Annotated in this window: 21 protein-coding genes; all 21 read right to left on the reverse strand. The window is 66.8% G+C overall.

Features of this window, described 5'->3' with window-relative positions; translation table 11 throughout:
* Nucleotides 1–10: 10 nt before the first annotated feature.
* A complete protein-coding gene (locus AS850_RS02570) occupies nucleotides 11–319 on the reverse strand; it encodes a hypothetical protein (RefSeq protein WP_119867707.1) in 309 nt (102 codons plus the stop codon).
* 12 nt (nucleotides 320–331) lie between these two features.
* Nucleotides 332–838: a hypothetical protein gene (locus AS850_RS02575; protein WP_119867708.1), complete on the reverse strand. Its 507-nt coding sequence runs from the start codon at nucleotides 836–838 to the stop codon at nucleotides 332–334.
* Nucleotides 829–1,317, reverse strand: coding sequence for a hypothetical protein (locus AS850_RS02580; RefSeq protein ID WP_123955420.1), 489 nt, complete (start codon nucleotides 1,315–1,317; stop codon nucleotides 829–831). The genes AS850_RS02575 and AS850_RS02580 overlap by 10 nt, the downstream gene beginning before the upstream one ends.
* 5 nt (nucleotides 1,318–1,322) lie before the next feature.
* The gene (locus AS850_RS02585; protein ID WP_119867710.1) at nucleotides 1,323–2,129 is read right to left on the reverse strand and encodes a M15 family metallopeptidase; all 807 of its coding nucleotides are present in this window, start codon (nucleotides 2,127–2,129) and stop codon (nucleotides 1,323–1,325) included.
* On the reverse strand, nucleotides 2,129–2,941 hold the full coding sequence (locus tag AS850_RS02590) for a hypothetical protein (protein ID WP_119867711.1): 813 nt from the start codon (nucleotides 2,939–2,941) through the stop codon (nucleotides 2,129–2,131). The genes AS850_RS02585 and AS850_RS02590 overlap by 1 nt, the downstream gene beginning before the upstream one ends.
* A complete protein-coding gene (locus AS850_RS02595; protein WP_119867712.1) occupies nucleotides 2,941–4,074 on the reverse strand; it encodes a hypothetical protein in 1,134 nt (377 codons plus the stop codon). Before AS850_RS02595 ends, AS850_RS02590 begins: the two co-directional genes overlap by 1 nt.
* Nucleotides 4,074–5,033 carry a hypothetical protein gene (locus AS850_RS02600; RefSeq protein ID WP_119867713.1) on the reverse strand — a complete coding sequence of 320 codons (960 nt, stop codon included), beginning with the start codon at nucleotides 5,031–5,033 and terminating at the stop codon, nucleotides 4,074–4,076. The genes AS850_RS02595 and AS850_RS02600 overlap by 1 nt, the downstream gene beginning before the upstream one ends.
* A gap of 9 nt (nucleotides 5,034–5,042) precedes the next feature.
* The gene (locus tag AS850_RS02605) at nucleotides 5,043–5,699 is read right to left on the reverse strand and encodes a phage tail family protein (protein ID WP_236940803.1); all 657 of its coding nucleotides are present in this window, start codon (nucleotides 5,697–5,699) and stop codon (nucleotides 5,043–5,045) included.
* Nucleotides 5,700–5,872: 173 nt separating this feature from the next.
* The gene (locus AS850_RS02610) at nucleotides 5,873–9,184 is read right to left on the reverse strand and encodes a tape measure protein (protein ID WP_164088367.1); all 3,312 of its coding nucleotides are present in this window, start codon (nucleotides 9,182–9,184) and stop codon (nucleotides 5,873–5,875) included.
* Nucleotides 9,185–9,535: 351 nt separating this feature from the next.
* Complete coding sequence (locus AS850_RS02615; protein WP_119867716.1) at nucleotides 9,536–9,973, reverse strand: hypothetical protein; 438 nt, start codon at nucleotides 9,971–9,973, stop codon at nucleotides 9,536–9,538.
* Nucleotides 9,974–10,053: 80 nt separating this feature from the next.
* The gene (locus AS850_RS02620; protein WP_119867717.1) at nucleotides 10,054–10,374 is read right to left on the reverse strand and encodes a hypothetical protein; all 321 of its coding nucleotides are present in this window, start codon (nucleotides 10,372–10,374) and stop codon (nucleotides 10,054–10,056) included.
* Nucleotides 10,375–10,385: 11 nt separating this feature from the next.
* Nucleotides 10,386–10,946: a phage tail tube protein gene (locus AS850_RS02625; protein WP_123955421.1), complete on the reverse strand. Its 561-nt coding sequence runs from the start codon at nucleotides 10,944–10,946 to the stop codon at nucleotides 10,386–10,388.
* Nucleotides 10,947–11,042: 96 nt separating this feature from the next.
* A complete protein-coding gene (locus tag AS850_RS02630; RefSeq protein WP_123955422.1) occupies nucleotides 11,043–11,468 on the reverse strand; it encodes a hypothetical protein in 426 nt (141 codons plus the stop codon).
* Between the two features lie 5 nt (nucleotides 11,469–11,473).
* Nucleotides 11,474–11,746 (reverse strand): hypothetical protein, encoded by a 273-nt coding sequence (locus AS850_RS02635; protein ID WP_123955423.1) that lies wholly within the window; start codon nucleotides 11,744–11,746, stop codon nucleotides 11,474–11,476.
* Nucleotides 11,739–12,074 (reverse strand): hypothetical protein, encoded by a 336-nt coding sequence (locus AS850_RS02640; RefSeq protein ID WP_119867721.1) that lies wholly within the window; start codon nucleotides 12,072–12,074, stop codon nucleotides 11,739–11,741. The genes AS850_RS02635 and AS850_RS02640 overlap by 8 nt, the downstream gene beginning before the upstream one ends.
* Nucleotides 12,071–12,469: a Gp19/Gp15/Gp42 family protein gene (locus tag AS850_RS02645; RefSeq protein WP_216819841.1), complete on the reverse strand. Its 399-nt coding sequence runs from the start codon at nucleotides 12,467–12,469 to the stop codon at nucleotides 12,071–12,073. Before AS850_RS02645 ends, AS850_RS02640 begins: the two co-directional genes overlap by 4 nt.
* A gap of 20 nt (nucleotides 12,470–12,489) precedes the next feature.
* A complete protein-coding gene (locus AS850_RS02650; RefSeq protein ID WP_119867723.1) occupies nucleotides 12,490–12,897 on the reverse strand; it encodes a hypothetical protein in 408 nt (135 codons plus the stop codon).
* Nucleotides 12,898–12,957: 60 nt separating this feature from the next.
* Nucleotides 12,958–13,977, reverse strand: coding sequence for a major capsid protein (locus AS850_RS02655; protein ID WP_119867724.1), 1,020 nt, complete (start codon nucleotides 13,975–13,977; stop codon nucleotides 12,958–12,960).
* On the reverse strand, nucleotides 13,977–14,348 hold the full coding sequence (locus AS850_RS02660; protein ID WP_119867725.1) for a hypothetical protein: 372 nt from the start codon (nucleotides 14,346–14,348) through the stop codon (nucleotides 13,977–13,979). Before AS850_RS02660 ends, AS850_RS02655 begins: the two co-directional genes overlap by 1 nt.
* Nucleotides 14,349–14,360: 12 nt before the next feature.
* Entirely contained in the window at nucleotides 14,361–15,086 is a 726-nt protein-coding gene (locus tag AS850_RS02665; protein ID WP_119867726.1) for a hypothetical protein, read from the reverse strand.
* Between the two features lie 54 nt (nucleotides 15,087–15,140).
* On the reverse strand, nucleotides 15,141–15,923 hold the full coding sequence (locus tag AS850_RS02670) for a hypothetical protein (RefSeq protein WP_123955424.1): 783 nt from the start codon (nucleotides 15,921–15,923) through the stop codon (nucleotides 15,141–15,143).
* Nucleotides 15,924–15,941: the final 18 nt, after the last annotated feature.

Raw genomic sequence — 15,941 nt, forward strand, 5'->3', positions numbered from 1 at the left:
GGGTCGAGGGTCAGGAAGCGACGTGCTCGCCGCGGGCGACGGCGCGGGGGACGGAGCCGAGGCCGAACCTGGTCGCGAAGGCGTTCACGGCGGGGATCGCCATGATGCGTGTGAGAGCGGCCGCCGCGGCGGTGATGGCCGCGGATACGCCGACGAGCCACAGCCTCAGCTCGTTGTCGACGGGCAGGCCGAGGGCGTCGATGAGTTGGGGGAGCAGGAGCGCCCCCGAGAGGAAGGCGGGGATCCCGACCTGGACGATGGTGCGGAGGACTCGCTGGCTCTTGAACCAGATCTCTTGCACCTGGGGAGTGGTGGACATGGTGTCTCGCTTTCAGTGTCGAGGCCGTCGCCGGGGAGACGGCACATCGGTGGGTGTGGAGATGGCGCGCCGTTCGGCATCGACCTGCGCGCGGGTCATGGTGTCGTACACGTCGGGGTCGTCCTCGAGCGGATCGTCGAGGAGTCGCTTCTGTGCGTCCGACAGCCGCGGCGGGTGGGTGGCGTGCCCCCACGCGGTGTTGACCTCGGAGACGAAGTCAATGAAGGCGTCTCGGAGATGCCGATAGGTGGCGCTGATCTTGCGGACCTGGTTGGTGCGGTTGACGAGCTTCTGTGACAGGTCGTCGATGCGCCCTTCGAGGCGGGCGAACTCGCGCTCGGTGGCCTCGCGGAGCATCTCGAACTCGGTCTTGTTGACCTTCTCCTGCGGGGGCTTCCGTGTCCGCGCGACGCGCTTGCCAGCCTTCTGCAGCAGGTATGCGCCGAGCAGCGAGATCATCGCGACGACGACGGTCGCGACGCCGGGCGGGATGTCGAAGTCTGATGCGGCTACTGCCATCCGTGCACCTCGCGATCACGGGCGATGTCGAACACCCGCCAGAAGGGCAACAGGATGAGTCGAATCGACCCGATCGCGAGCGCAGCTCGGTCGCCGGCGTGCGGATCTCCGGGGGCGAAGAAGGCGAGGTAGATGAGGCAGACCGTGTAGGTCGAGAACAGCATCACGAGGAACGCGTTGGCGTAGACGTCGACGCGCCACAGCTTCTGGGGGAAGTGGACTGCGACGAGGCAGGCGAGGGACGTCGCGAAGACGAGTTGCGACCAGATGGCGGCGTAGTCGGGCGCGATCGCGTCGAAGATCGCTGGGACTCCGTACCAGATGCCGTACCAGCCGAAGGCGGCTGAGACGGCATAGGTGATCGGCAGGTAGACCCGGAGCAGGGTCGCGAGGCGGTCGTCTTCTTCCGAGACCGACCCGCGACCCCAGATCGAGGCATCTCTGAGTGCCCGAGCGTTCGCGCGCAAACGGGTGAGCATCGTGGTCAGAGCTGCGGGTTGCGGTTGAAGAGGTAGACCCGCTTGGGGAGCTCGTTCGCGAACGTGCGGAGGCTCTTGACCTGGCCGAGCACCTGGTCGAGGACGCCGTCTTTCTCGGCGAGCTTCGCGGCGATCTGGGCTGGCGTGAACCTGGGCGTGCGGCGCTCGGCGGCGTCAGCGAACTGGATCTGGACGTTGGTGTCGGTGAGGACCGCGTAGACGATCGCCTTGATCTCGGCCTTGCCTTCTTCGGTGAGTGCCATTTCTTCGTCTCCAATGAGAGTGGTGTTGCCGTTTCCCGCGGACGCGGTAACGGGGGCGACGTTGGTCGCGGTGCCCGGGATGAAGTGCCAGTGCCAGAGCTCGGAGGGGACGTCGTTCACCCATCCGTACCTGTGGGCGTTGGCGGCCATCCACTTGTACGCACGGCTGGTCGGGTCGCCGATCCCGGACCGCCAGTCGACGGTGACGCCGAGGCCGTGGGTGCTGGTCCCGGGGAGGGCGGCGAGGGCCTCGCCGGCCTTCTTTGACCAGTAGGAGCCGTCGTACCAGAGCCCGGTGTTCCTCGAGGTTCGGACGTAGCGCTCTCCGAAGATGAGCCGCTGGTTCGCCAGGGGGCGGTAGGCCTCGGCGAAGAACAGCGTGATGCCGAGGTCGCGTTTGAAGTCGGCCTGCATGAGGCGGGCTTGCCGGGCGGCCTCGGCGGTGAGACGGTCCGAGCCGACCACGCTGGCCGCGTGGCTGTCCTGGTAGGGGGCGAAGTTCTCGAGGACTTCGAGGGTGCTGATGTCGAGCGTGCCGTTGGCGGGCATCAAGGCTCCTGGATGGTCAGGCCGGCCAGGCGCTCGAGAGCGACGAGTCGGGTGTGGTGGGCTTCGCGGGTCGCGCGGGTCTCGGCGACGTGCTGCTGGATGAGGGCGAGGCAGACGACGCCGAGCAGCTCGTAGCGGACGCCGCGGAGCTTGTGGTTCTCGTCGTAGATGCCGAGCATCGGTTCGCGCTTCACGACGAGCTCGGCGATGAGACCGAACTGTCGCTGCTTGGCCGGGTCGTCCTTGTAGGCGAAGACCTTCGGGATGAGGGTCACCCACTGGTCGATCTCGGGGGTGAAGTTGCCGAGGAGAGTCTTCGTCGAGAGCGTGGACGGGGCGTACCCGAAGACGCCGTTCTGGTCGACGTACATGGCGACGTATCCGGTGGTGACCTGGTTGTTCCGCACGCCTGTGGACGTGATGCCGGTGTTGGCGGTAAGGCGGCCGCCTGCGCTGAATGTGCCGCCGACGCTGCCCGTCCCGCTTGCCGAGACGGTGCTCGTCGTGGAGAGAGCCCCGTTCACAGCGAGCGCGCCACCTACGGTGAAGCCTGCCCCGGTCGTGCCGCCGGTCGTGATGTCGGACGCGGCGTGCTTGTGGCTTGTGCTCGACTTTCCAGCGAGGAGCGAGTCCGTCTGGGTCATCGTGTAGTAGGTGGTCTGGATCGTCGCGATGATCGTCGCCTGGAGGTTTTCGACGACTGGTGCGAACGACTTCGGGATGGATGCGAGGAGTTCGCCGAGCTTCTGTTTCAGTTGGGCGATATCGCGGAGGGTGTCGTCCTCGCCTCCGAGGACGCTGAGGCGGCTCATCAGGTGTCTCCGTCCGTGGGTTCCTCGAAGACGGGGATGATCTTCTCGACGTCGTCGAACTTGATCTGCCAGCCGATGACGCGGCGGATGCCGTCTGCGCCCCGGGGGAACGCGGTCCGTTCGTTGGAGTCCGGGTTCTCGTAGTCGGGGGAGACGTAGTAGCCGATGTCGTCGCCGATGAACCAGTCGATTCCTAGTCGGGGTGCGTCTTCGGCGATGGCTTCGATGGCGACGGTCTTCGTGCTGCCGAAGATCCGCTGCGCGCGGGCGCGGGCGTGGTCGTTCAGCGTCGCATTGTCGGTGACATCGGTCGTCGGGGTGAATCGGTCCTCGAACGTGGGCCTGAGAGGGTCGACCGTGACGATGTGGTCGGACTGGGGCTGGTCCGAACCGACCGCCGTGCTCGTCGCGGTGACGTCGTTCGCGCCGTGCCCTTCGGTGTAGTCCTCGTCGAGCGACACGGATCCTGCCGAGCCGGGCACCTCGAACGTCGTAGCCGTGCCGAGGACCGGATCGGCGGCCGTTCCGACCCGCGTCCCGATGTACAGGACTGGGGTGATGCGCTCCGGGTTGTGCTGGCGCTCCCACCCGATGGTCCATTCCGGGCCGTCAGGGAGGTCGCTTAGCTCGGTGAGGCACGAGTAGACCGACTTCCCCAGGGCTTCTTCGTAGTCGCGATCGCGGAGGGGACCGTCGTCAGTTCCGACCTTCACGATGCGGAGGGGGATGCCACCGTTGGAGCCCTGCGTGATGTAGCGCTGCACGAGGTCAGCGACGATCTGGTTCTGGCCGACTTGCGTGTAGGACACATCTCGCACGAAGCGCCGGTTGAAGTAGCCCTCGAGCGTGACCATGCTCAGCGGGATCTTGTCGTCGTCGGTCGACTTGTTCCGGTGTGTGATGAACGCTCCGTAGACCGGGGTGTCGTCGTTGTCGGAATCGATGAGGTTCAGGACCGTCGCGCCGGGCAGCGTCGCGCGCTCCCACTCGTCCGGCGCCGATGCGATCGGCAGGTCGGCAGTCGCCGACTGGTACTCGCACAGCCCTACGGCGATGTCCTCGACAGCGAGGTCGGGAAGGTCCTCCAGGATCTGCCCGTTCGTCATGGCCGTGGCCACCCACGCGTAGCTCATCAGGACACCGGGTACGACAGACCCGTGATCTGGTACGCAGGGGTACCGGATCGAGCCGTCGGCGACTGGAACCCGACCGTGCCGTCAGCCGCGAGGATCTGCACGTCACCACCCCAGCCACTCACACCCACTGGCAGCAGAAGGTCGGCAGTCGGGCGAGCACCGACCGGGAGGGTGAACGCCGTCGCACGAGTCGTGAACGACGCGGGACGGCCGACACCTCCGCGGAGGTAGCAGATGCCGTTCAGCACCCTGTAGCCGACCACCGTCGAGATCGTGAACCCGTTCAGAAGGGCGGGCACGTTGACCCAGCCCGTGTCGGACCACGAAGTCCCGTTGAAGTACACCGGGCACCCCATGGCGAGGTTGAAGACGCCCTGACCCGGGTACGGGTTCAAGGGGTAGCTGTTCGAATCCGCCGCGAACAACATCGCGCCGGCCGCCAGAAGCGGCGGAGCATCCCACGTGGTCGTCGGCGCACCGCCACCCGACGTCGGCATGTTGATCCGGAACAGCCGCATCGAACGAGCCGGCGTCGCCGGCACCGGAGCACCCGACTGAGCAACGCCCGCCAGATACTTGATGTCGACCTGGGTGAGCCCCGACCCGTCCTCCTGCTGGTCCGACACCTGCGCGTAGACGATGTCCGTCCGCGGGCCCGACGAGCTCGCAGGCACCAGATCACCCGACACCAGCGCATCCGATGAGAAGAGGTAGCCACCAGCCTCGGCCGCCGTCTGCACGTCCAGACCGCCAGCCAACGGACCGCACGACCACTTCGTGGACGTCGCGCTCGCAGTGCTGGCGGGGGTGCCGGGCCGGACGCCGGAGGTGAAGCCGAGGGGCCTGGCTGCGGTCGCGCCGGCGAAGGGGATGCCGGCGACGGTCTGTCGGAGGCTGCGGCCGGAGTAGACGGGGTTCCCGTTGAGGGCGTTAACGGGGTAGACGGTGATCGTCATGGTGATCTCCTAGAGCCAGGCGGGTCGCGCCGTGACGGTCAGTTTCGAGTTCGCGTTGAACGTGGCGGCCGTGAATGACCACGTGTTGTTCCCGGGGTCGAAGTTGGACCACCCGCGGGACAGGATGTAGAGCGACCGGGAGGACTGCCCGTTCGCTTTCGCGGTCTTCTTCTCCATGTCGACTTCGAGGTACTCGCCCGGTCCCAGAACGAGCGAGGACGAGAAGATGAGCTGCGCCCCGGATGACACGTGCGTGATGACGGGGCCAGCGCACGGGCCATCGATGCGGAGCATGACGGGGCCGCGCTCGTTGCCCGGGTTGGTGAGCTTCACCTGGCCGGTGACGGACGTGGCGTTGATGCTGAACGGGATGGTGTGGGGAAGGGTGAGCCCGCCCACCGTGGATGGCAGCTTCGTGCTGTCGGTGACTTCCGTTCCGAACTTCCGCCAGTCGTCGCTTCCGACCGCGAACGAGTAGTCGAACGCGCGGTCATTGATCCAGTCGGGAACGACGTCGCCCGTCTTGAACACGTCGACCCAGCGGGGGCCCGTTCCTTCGTCGATCGTGAGACGGGTGAGGTTGAGGTCGACGGCCTGGTTGAGTCGGTCGATCGCGGCGGCCGCGAGGAAGTTGCTGGGTGCCTCGACGGAGCCGTGGACAGTCATCGCCCGCGCTTGAGCGAACTTCCGTCCGGAGTTGGAGCCAGACCGGCGGGCCCTGGCCGTCTGAGACACAGACGAGCCAGTGGCCCCCCAACCTTCGACGTCGGTCACGGTCCACGCGACTCCCTGATCATCGAGGGTGTCGAGATTCAGAGATCCAAGTGTCCGGGTGGGCATCAGATCCTCTTCCTCTTGAGACGGCGAGCAACTTCTTGTGCAGTCGCTCGGCCATCGGTGGCCTCGTGCACGTCGATCTGGATCGGGACGTCAGCCCCGTTCCCGGTGCCATCCGTACTGCCCCCGCCCGTTGCCACGGACACGCGTGGCAGCGCCGTCGACGAGTAGCGGCCGCTGTAGTCGCCGATCCCTGCCGTGGACACCATCGACGGATCCACGAGGGACGCCATCCGCGACGCCAGCGCGGATGCCTGGTCGTTGATGCCGCTGATGATTCCGCCCACGACGTGAACGCCGACGAGCTTGTTCATCACCCGGGACGGCGAGTGGATGTCGAGCGCTTTCCGGATCGAGGTGACCATGGTCGAGGCGATGGTCTGCATCTGCTTCGAAATGGCCGCTTGCTGCGACTGCAGCCCGCGAACGATCCCTCGGGCGGCCTCGACCCCTGCGCCGTACAGGTCGTTCGATGCGGAGGTCGCGAGTGAGTCCGATGCGGCCGAGAGCTGTCCTTGGAGGGATGCCACGGCGCGCACGCTGGACGAGCCACCAGCGAGGAGTGCCTTCGCCTGAGGGAGCGAGTCCACTCCGGCCGCGACGAACTGCTGGTAAGTGGCGGAGTCGAGCCCAGCCTTGCGGAGGCTCGCCATGACGGTCGCGAACTGCTTCGTGTTCGCGACGCGCCTCGTGAGCGCGCTGATGAGGGACGTCGGCGATGAATAGCCGGTGGCGTCGAACTTCGTGAGTCCGGACTTGACGCTGTCCTTGTAGTCGGCTCGCTGCTTGACGAGCGCGTTGTAGCTTTTCGTGGCGGCGGCGAGCCTGGTCGTGATGGACTTCCGCGTGTTGGCGGCGGCCGAGAGCTGGCCGTTGCCGCGGTTGACGATCCCGATCAGGGCGTCTTTCGCTTTGGCGCTGATCGTCTTCGTGTTGAAGGCTTTCAGGATGGTGCTCGTCATCTTGACGGCAGCCTTTTGCACGCCCTTCGCGCCCTGGTTGATGCCGTTCGCGAGGCCCTGAGCGACGAAGCCACCGATCGCGAAGAAGACCGTGGAGGGGCTGTGGATGCCCAGCGCGTCGCGCACGACCTGGGGGATTTTGTTGATGAGCCCCTGGACGACTGAGGTCACCAGGCCCCACGAGTTTCGGATTCCGTTCACGAGGCCGTCGACCAGGTTGCGGCCGATTCCGAGCAGCCAGATTCCTGCTGACGCCAGAGCGCCGAGGATCTTGCCTTGGAGGCCGGCGAACGCTCGGGTCACGCCGCCGAGGGAGCCGAGGATGCCGGACACCATTCCGCCCGCGATTCCGAGGATCCGTGAGACCGCTCCGGAGACAATTCCGGGGATCGCGCCCCAGTTTCCGGTGAAGATGGCACGCACGATCGCGAGTCCGGCACCGATGACCGTCTTGACGATGTTGATGTAGCCGCCTACGACGGCGACGATTCCGGCGAACACGGATCGGCCGACCTGGAGCAGGAAGTTGAACCCGGCCGAGAAAATCGAGCCGATGAACGCGATCCCGGCCGAGAAGGTGACCTTGATGCCTTCCCAGGCTGCGGCGAGGAACGCCACGAATCCGGACCAAATTGCCTGGCCGACCTTCGTCTGGGTGAAGAACCAGATGAGTCCTGCAACGAGGGCAGCGACGGCCACGATGATGATGCCGATCGGGTTCGCGGTCAGTGCCGCGTTGAACAGCCACTGGGCTGCGGTGGCGACACCCGTAGCCGCGGCGCCGGCGAGCATGGCCGTTCTGCTCGCGACGTTCGCGATCCCCTGTGCTACCACGGCGGCCGTTGCGGGAAGACGAGCGATGAGGCCTTGCTTCTCTGCTCCGGCTGCGATCAGGGTTGCGTCGGCGAGGGCGTTGTTGGCGGCCGCCGAGGCAAACAGAGCTGCCGTCCGGGTCGCTTGGAGGGGTATCGAGGCCAGGGTCGCGACGTTCGCGGCGGCCTGCGCAAGCTTGTAGACCGCGAATCCCGCTGCGAGAGCGATGATCAGCGGCGTCAGGATCTCCGTGTGCTGACCGACGAAGCCGAGGATCTCGGCGAACGACTTGAGGATCGGCACGAGGAGGGGCAGACCCGACGCCACGACCTCGCCGGCAGCACCGGAGATGGAGCCGAGTCCCTGAGCGACCTTGAGGAAGAAGGGCAGCACGGGCTTGATCACGGTGCCCACCTGGCCCAGGGCCTGGGGTACCTTGCCGGGGTCGCCGGACTTGAGTGCCTGGAACAGGCCGATGACCGCTTTGCGGGTGTCGATGATGAACCCGACGAAGGAGTTGTCTTCCTGGATGTGGAAGGCCTTCGCGAGCTGCGAGGTGAAGTCGCCCTTGGCGACGAGGTCGTAGACGCCCTGGATGCCGCCGATGACTCGGCCGAAGTCGACTCGGTTGATCCAGGCGGTCAGGTTCGTGAGCGCCTTGACGACGTAGGTGTTGACCTTCTCCGCGAACGGCTGGAGTGCCACCCCTGCGCGGTCGATGGCGGCGCTGACGGCCTGGAAGAGCTTGGGGCCTGCGGCGACGGCTCCGCTCTGGAACATCGCTCCGACGCGGCCGAGGGCGGCCATGACGTTCGCCCAGGCACCACGGTTGGTGTCCGCGGCGGCGAGGGCGGCGCCGCCGATGTTCTTCTCGATCGCGGCGCGGAAGGTCGCGGAGTCGACCTGGCCCTTCTGGACCATCTCCTGGAGCTTGTCGGCGGAGACGCCGTACTGCTGCTGGAGCCAGGTGAAGATCGGGACACCGCGGTCGGCGAGCTGGTTGAGGGTGTCGGTGTAGACCTTGCCGGAGGACGACGTCTTGTTGAAGATCGCGCCCATGTCGCCGAGGGAGGTTCCCGCGATGACGGCCGTGTCGGCGGTCAGCTTGAGGTACTTCGTCAGGTCCTGGCCGGGCTTGATGCCCGAGGCGACGGCTGACGCGGCGACGGTCGCGGCGTCACCGAGGCCGAAGGCTGTGCCCTTCACGGAGGCGAGGGCGTTCTCCATGATCGTCTTGACGCTGGTGGCGTCGTGGCCGAGGCCCTTGAGCTTGGCCTGCGCGTCCTGGATGTCGAGGAGTCGGCCGAGGCCCTTCGTGGCAGCGACAGCGCCGATTCCGGCGACTGCCGCTGCCACGCCACCACCGAGCACCTTGGTGGTCGTCTTGGCGATGCCGCCGACCGTGCTGAGGAAGCTCTTCGACAGGCTCCTCGAGACGGTCGACCCGACGTTCTGGCCGTCGATGTCCGAGGCCAGCTTCGTCCCGAAGCCCTTGGCGGCCGGGACGACGCTGACGTATGCGACGGCAGATTCGGACATATCAGCCTCTGTTCTTTCGAAGCACCGCCTTCGCTTGCGCGGGGGTGAGGGTGGTGTGCCCGAAGTGGGTCTCGGAGGCGTCTTTCCATGGACGCGGGTACTTCTTGGCGGTTCGCTTGCTCTTGGACGCCACGAACTGGTCGTGGAGGTCAGCGATCGCGAGGTATTCGCGCGTGACGGGATAGCGCCAGTCGTTGAGGACGGCGAACAGCCACGACGTGGTCTCGCGTGCGTTGACCTTGACCAGCCGGTCGACATGGATGTGGTCGACCGTGGTACCGATGTCCTCTGGTCGGTAACCGAGCTTGTGGAGCTCGTAGACGAACTCGTTGGGGTGTGCCCTCGCTATCTCTAGGAGGGCTTCGATTCCCCCAGGCCGACGTGCTCCGACCAGATCGTGAAGACCTGGTCGATGTCTTCGAGGTCGAGGACGTTCTTGAAGTCCTCGGGGATGACGAGGGTGAAGAACGCGCCGATGAGGGCGGCGCCGAGCTCACGGGTGTGGTTCTCGACGGCCTCCTTCGAGGCGTTCTTCGGGCGGCGGTAGCCCGACTGAATCGTCAGGATCTCCGGGGGGATGCGCCCGGTGAGGGTGAAGACGTCGCCGGAGCCGGCGGGGTACTCGAGGTTGATGGGCTGACGGACGGTCGCCTTGATCTGGACAGCGTTGCTCGGTGCGGGGGTGGACGGGCTGTCGTCACGGGGCGCGGACTGGCTCTCGCGCCACTGCGCGAACTGAGCGAGCTCCTCTTCGGTGAGGGCAGCCTGTGGGGTGGTGGTGTCGGACAAAGTGGTCTCCTTGGTCGGTAGAAGATGGTCGGGAGTGTGGGGAGGGTGGCCGGCCCCGACCAAGCCGGCCACCCCGTGTGCTACTCGGGGCTGGTTTCGCCCTGAGTGGTCTTGTCGTCAGCCGAGGCCTTCACGAAGCCGCGCCGAATCGCCTTGGAGGCGATCTCACCGGCCGCCGCGCCGGAAGCCTGTGTCTCGGTGGGCTTGGAGACGTTGCCTGCTTCGACGTCGTCCGTCTCGGGCTCGCTGGGGTCGTCCGTCTCGGGCTCGCTGGGGTCGTCCGTCTCGGCGGGCGGCGTGTAGTCGGTGACGTGGACCCACCAGTTGGGGTCGCGCGCCTCGAAGTCCTCGTCGGAGAACTCCTTGATCTCGCCGGTGACGACGTGTCGTGCGTGTGACATTCGGGTTCCTCCTAGGAAGCCAGGGACGAGTACCACTTGATGGCGGAGTAGGTCTCGCCGGCGACGGTGACGGCGTAGCCGGTGACGGTGACCTCGTAGCCGATGGGCTCACCGTTCGCGAAGACCTGATCGCCGACCTCGGTGATCTCGCCCGAGGGGACGTAGATCCGGATGAGCTGGTCGCCGTCGATGATGTCGATGACGTGCTTCTTACGGCCGCCGGTCTTGGAGGGGTCGATCTTGACCGAGCCGTCCGTGCCGACCGAGACGCCGTAGTAGAGCTCGAGGGTGCCCTTCGTCGTCTCGATGAGGGTGCCCTTGTAGGTGATCGAGGACTCGGTGACGGGCTCGCGGACGAGTGCGCCGTTCTGCCAGGCGCGGATCTGGTTCGTCGACCGGTCGCGGGTCTCGGTGATCCCGTCGTCGCCGACGTAGCCGAGGTCCGTGTAGCCGGGGCCGGGGGTGGGCGAGGGGAGTGCGGACGACGCGGTGGTGGGTGCGGGGGCGGTCAGGGGCCCGGAGTACCAGGCCCCCGTTACCGCCACCCGGACGTTGTCTGAGTTCAGGGCCACGAGGGCTCCTTTCACGTTGTAGTTGGTGGGCGGATTGCCCTGGTTTTCCGGTCGGTGGAAAGACGGGTGCCCATGGCGGGCATGAGAAAGCCCCGCTCAGTTGGCGGGGCTGGGAAGGTTCGTGCCTCGGTGTCCGATGTCGAGTTCGGCGGTCTGCTTGAACTGGTCGTCGGAGGCGAAGTCGGCGTTGGGGCCACCGTTGATCGCGGCGTAGGTCAGCGGGGATCCGTTGACCATTCCGTCTGCGCCTCGTGAGGTGGCGAGGGCGAGGGCCAGGTTCATCAGGTCGACGGAGTCGGTCTGGGAGTTGGCGTAGACATCGACCGTGACGAAGCTTCGTCGGATGGTGTTGGTCGTGGAGCCTCCCGGCCCGATGCTGAGGACGATGCTGCGGTCGGCCCCTGATGCCTTCTTGTCGGACACGGTCACGTCTTGTGCGAAGGTCTCGTCGCGGTCGCGGATGAGTGTCGTGAGCCGGGAGATGACCGCTGCGAGGATGTCGCTGTAGAGGATCGCGTCCATCTGGTTCACTCCCTGGGTGTCGCCTGCCCGATGACGCTGCGCAGCGCGTTGATGAGGCGCTGCCGGGTCTGGTTCTCGTAGGTGTGCGGGGTCTCGACGCGGAGGCGCACTCGACTGCCGCCGCCGCGAGCGGTCGTGCGGACGGCGACGACGGTGGCGTTGGGCAGTTGGGAGGCGACACGCTCTGCCAGGGGCCTGAGCTGGGCTTCCATTGCGGCGGAGGACATCACCTGGCGGCCGAATTCGGCCTGGTTCATGACGACTTTCGTCTTAGCCATTGGTGTCTGCCTTGAGGACGATCTTGACCACGACGCCCGGGGTGAATCCCGTGTAGTACGAGACCCATTCGGCTGGGAGACCCGCGACCTTGTAGCGAGTTCCCCGGACGGTGAACTCGTCGGACGTGTCGACGGCGGTGCCTGCGGGGAGGTAGAGCGTCTGCTCGCGGGTGAGGCTGTCACGGCTCAGAGAGAGCGTGTCGCTTCCGAGTTCGGGGGCGACACCGACCCCGTCGACCGAGCGGGTGGACTCAGCCCTGGTGGGCTTGCCGTACCGATCCGGCTCCCCTGGCTCGAAGGTGTGCTGGAGGACGGTTTCGCCTTTCACAGCAGCCCCGATCGGACACGGAAGGAGCGGATCCGGTTCGACGTCCGGGGTAGCAGGCCGTCGAGGTCGTCGTCGGAGATGTAGATGAGGCCGGTGGAGAGCGCTGTGTCGATGGTGCCGGACTCGGTGAAGGGCCCGGTGGTGCTGGCCTTCTGCCGGTACCCCTCGGGGTTCATCAGCACGCGCTTGATCGCGTTCACGACGGCGTCTTTCGCAGTCAGTTTCGCGAGCTCGTCGGTCTCGACGAGGTGGTCGATGTCGACGTTCCGCTTCCGCGCCTTGACGCGCAGCTTCGTGGAAGCCTGCGCGATCCACGCGTCGACCTTTGCCTCCTCGGCGAGGGTGAGGTCACCCCACACTTCGGCGACGTCGTCAGAGCTTGCGAACGGTGTCATCTCCATGTGGGGTGCCCTTCCTACTCGACCGGGATGCCTTCGGCGGCGAGGCTCTCGCGGATCTCCGCGGCCTTGGCGTCCGCCTCGACCTCGAATCCGTTCGCGAGTGCGTACGCGGCCCAGGTTTTGGCGGTAGCGCCCTTCTTGGGCACCGTGATGGTCTGCTCAGCGCCGGCGTCCGGATCGGGCGTCTCGTCTTCGCCGCCCTCAGCGGGTCCGGCCTGCGGATCCTTCCCAGCGGCAGCCGGGGCAGCCTTCGCTTTTGGCTTGGGCTTCGGCGGGGTCGGAGTGGTGTCGTCGTTCTCATCCCAGACGGCGGGGTTGGTGATGAGCGGCACGGCCCAGTCCGGCGCGACGCTTCCGGCCGGGAGGACGTGGGTGGCGAAGTGCTCGTCTCGGACGACGACGGTGTCTTTCAGCTTGGGCATGTGTGTCCTCCTTGGACGCCAGGGGAGGAGCCACCCGTGGGGATGGCTCCTCCCGATCGGTTAGAGAACCTTGGCCGCCAGGCTGAGGTTCGCGTTGGCGAGGACCGGCATGCCGATGGCGTCCGAGATGACCTCGGCGATCATCGGCGGCTTCTCGTTGCGGTAGGTTCCCGCGACGATGCCGGGCTGCTCGACGTCCTCGATGCCGTAGCTGTCGTCCGTCGCCGTGAGGGTCTGGCCCCAGAAGGTCGCCCCGAGCTGGGTGCCCTCCCAGTCGTCGGTGGCGACCGGCGCGGGGAGGAGCATGAGCGTGTCGTTGGCGATGACCTGGCCGCCGCTGGTCTTCCGGTCGAACCGGAAGATCGGGGGGAGGCCGGCACCGGAGACGACGGCCTGCACGTCCGCGTCGGTCGCCGGGCGGGCAGCGCCGTTGAGGAGCTGCGTCTGGAACTGCGTTCCGGACGACAGTGCGCGGAAGACGCGGTTGGTGAGGAGGATCGAACCGGGCTCCTCGCCGTTCGTGTCTCGGTACACGTCCACGATCGACTCGAGGAAGCCGAGGCGGTCGGCGGCCGGGTCGGTCCAGAGCGTCGGTGCGGTGACCGAGTGCGACGCGGAACGACCGAAGTCGTCGCTCGAGTCGAAGTTGTTCTGGTTGATGGTCGCCTTGCCGGTGTTGAGGACGGTGCCGCGGAGGCGCTCCATGCGGTCGGCCACGGCTCGGACGACCTGGGTCGTCGTGGCGAGGATCGAGGCGAGGATCGCGTCGTCGGAGGCGTTCCGAGTGCGGAGCTGCTGGTACTCCGAGACGGGGATGTTCTGTCCGATGGCCGGGAGCTCCAGCGTGACGCGGCGGCCACCCTGGGTCTTGCCGACCTCGGGCTCGGCGTCGAAGGCTCGGAAGTTCGCCTCCTGGACGAGACCGCTCTGGCCCATGACGAAGCGCACGACGGTGTCGGCGACGGTTCGGTTGGGCAGCCAGCGCGCGAGCGTGCCCTTGGCCGCCTCGTAGTCCGCGAGGGACGCGCGGGCGTACCCGGTGAGCGTGGCGGGGTCGATGATGTCGGTCCAGAGTGCCATCAGGCGGTCCCTCCTACGAAGACGAAGCCGGCCGCGCCTGCGGTGGGCACCGTGAAGGCGACCGGCAGGTTCGGGGCGTTGATGATGCCGTGGCGGAGGATCGACACGGGGGCGACCTGACCGGCGACGACGGGGGCGTCGAAGAGCAGGAACCCGAGCTGCTCGCCGGCGGCGGCCGTCCAGGGCTTGATCACGTCCTCGTCTGCGGCGTTGACGGGGGTGCCGGAGCGGAGATAGCCGTCCGGGTAGTGCGTTGCAGCCGTGAAGGCCGTGAGCTGGAGGGTTCCGGTTCGCCCGTTGGCGATTCCGTGGGTGGACCCGAGCCACGACTGGTCACCGCTGCCGAAAGTCTCCGTGCGGAGCTTGGGCATGGTGTGTCCTTTCTAGGAGTTGGAGGTCTTCTTCTTGCTGTCGAACAGCTCCTGGCCGGCGTTGACGCCCCGGGAGGGTGCGTTGTTGCCGCGGTTTCTGCCCTGACCCAGGTCGACGTTCTGCCGCTGCTGGGTTCCGGTCTGTTCGGTGGAGTGCTCATCGACCCACGCCTTGATGGCGTCGGTGTCGACGTCGGTGCCCTTGGCGAACTTCGACCGGTCAAGGTCGAGGAGCGCCCCGGCATCGGGCACACGACCGACGAGGGCCCGTTCGAGGGCGGTTCGGACTCGCTCGCCGACGAGGACGGTGCGGAGCTCGGCCCGACCTTCTTCGCGAGCCTGCTCGATCGCACGATCCGCGTCGGAGAGGCTTTTCTGCCGCTCCGCCGCGAGGTCCTGCTCGAGCTGCTTGATCTGGGCGGGGGTGCGTCCGTCGAAGCCCTTGAGCTGGTCTTCGAGTCGGCGCGCCTTGTTCTGGTGGTACGCGACCTGCTGTTCGGGCGTCATGTCCTTGACAGGAGTGTTCGCCGGGAATCCGGGATCGTTGCCACCGCCGTTGGCACCGTCGTCGTTGGTTCCGCCGTCCCCGTGGCCGCCCGCGCCGTCGTTGCCGCCGTTGCTGCCGCCACCGCCGAGGCCCATGTCGGGATCCGCGGGGAAGAAGTAGCGCAGGCGCGAGGGATTCGTGGCGCGGGTGTACGGGTGGAGGGTGGTGATGAGCATGTTGTTGTCTCCCATGTCGGGTTTTCGGATCTCCCCATGGCGGGGCACCCACCGGTGAAGGTGGGGAGATTAGGGGGTGTCTTGGATTTGCGAGAGGCTCGTGAAGTGCTGGTCTCGCCAGGTGAGGACTGGGCCGATTTCGCCGTGCGTTCGGGTGGCGATGAGGTCGAGGTAGTCCGATCGGGGGTTGAGCCTGTCGATTTCGCGGGCTCCCGGGTCGGAGACGCCGGTGTGGTCGTCAACTGCCGCGTGGATGGCGGCTAGGCGGTCCGGGTGGATCACCTGTTCGTCTTTGAGGCTCAGGATTGGCCTCACGCCGCAGTCGCACCCGGGGTGGATAGGCAGTAGCTGCCCGCTGTGATACCGCTGAGTCGACGCCACGACGCAGAGGGAGCAGTTCTCGCGGCCTGTGAGGAACCGTTCGAACCCAGGGACTCCGCTCCGCTCGAGGGCGTTGGTCGCGGAGTGCGTTTTGGCGAGCTGCTGGTTCGTGTAGACGATGCTCGTCAGGCGGTGCTTGGCCGCCTCGACGGCATCCGTCATGGTCCCCCCGTTGGCGAGCTCGGTGTACATCGCCGTGAACGGGCGACGCATCACGAGCTCGCCGGCCACGTGTCGCAGGGCCATGAAGCTGACATCGACGATCAGCCCTCGAACGATCGATCCGCCGAGGAGGCCGGCAGCCGACCGCGCCATGTAGGCGTCGGTCAGCTGCGCGGCGCGTAGCTGGCCCGCTTCCATCCGGGGAACGACGGCAGTCGTGAACCGGGCGGCATCGGCGTCTCGGTAGGCATCGAGCGACAGGAACATGCCGAGGACGTAGGCGAGGACGTTCTCGTTGAGCGCGGTCATCCGCGCGTCATACGCCAG

The sequence above is a fragment of the Frondihabitans sp. 762G35 genome, assembly GCF_002074055.1.
Lineage (GTDB): Bacteria > Actinomycetota > Actinomycetes > Actinomycetales > Microbacteriaceae > Frondihabitans.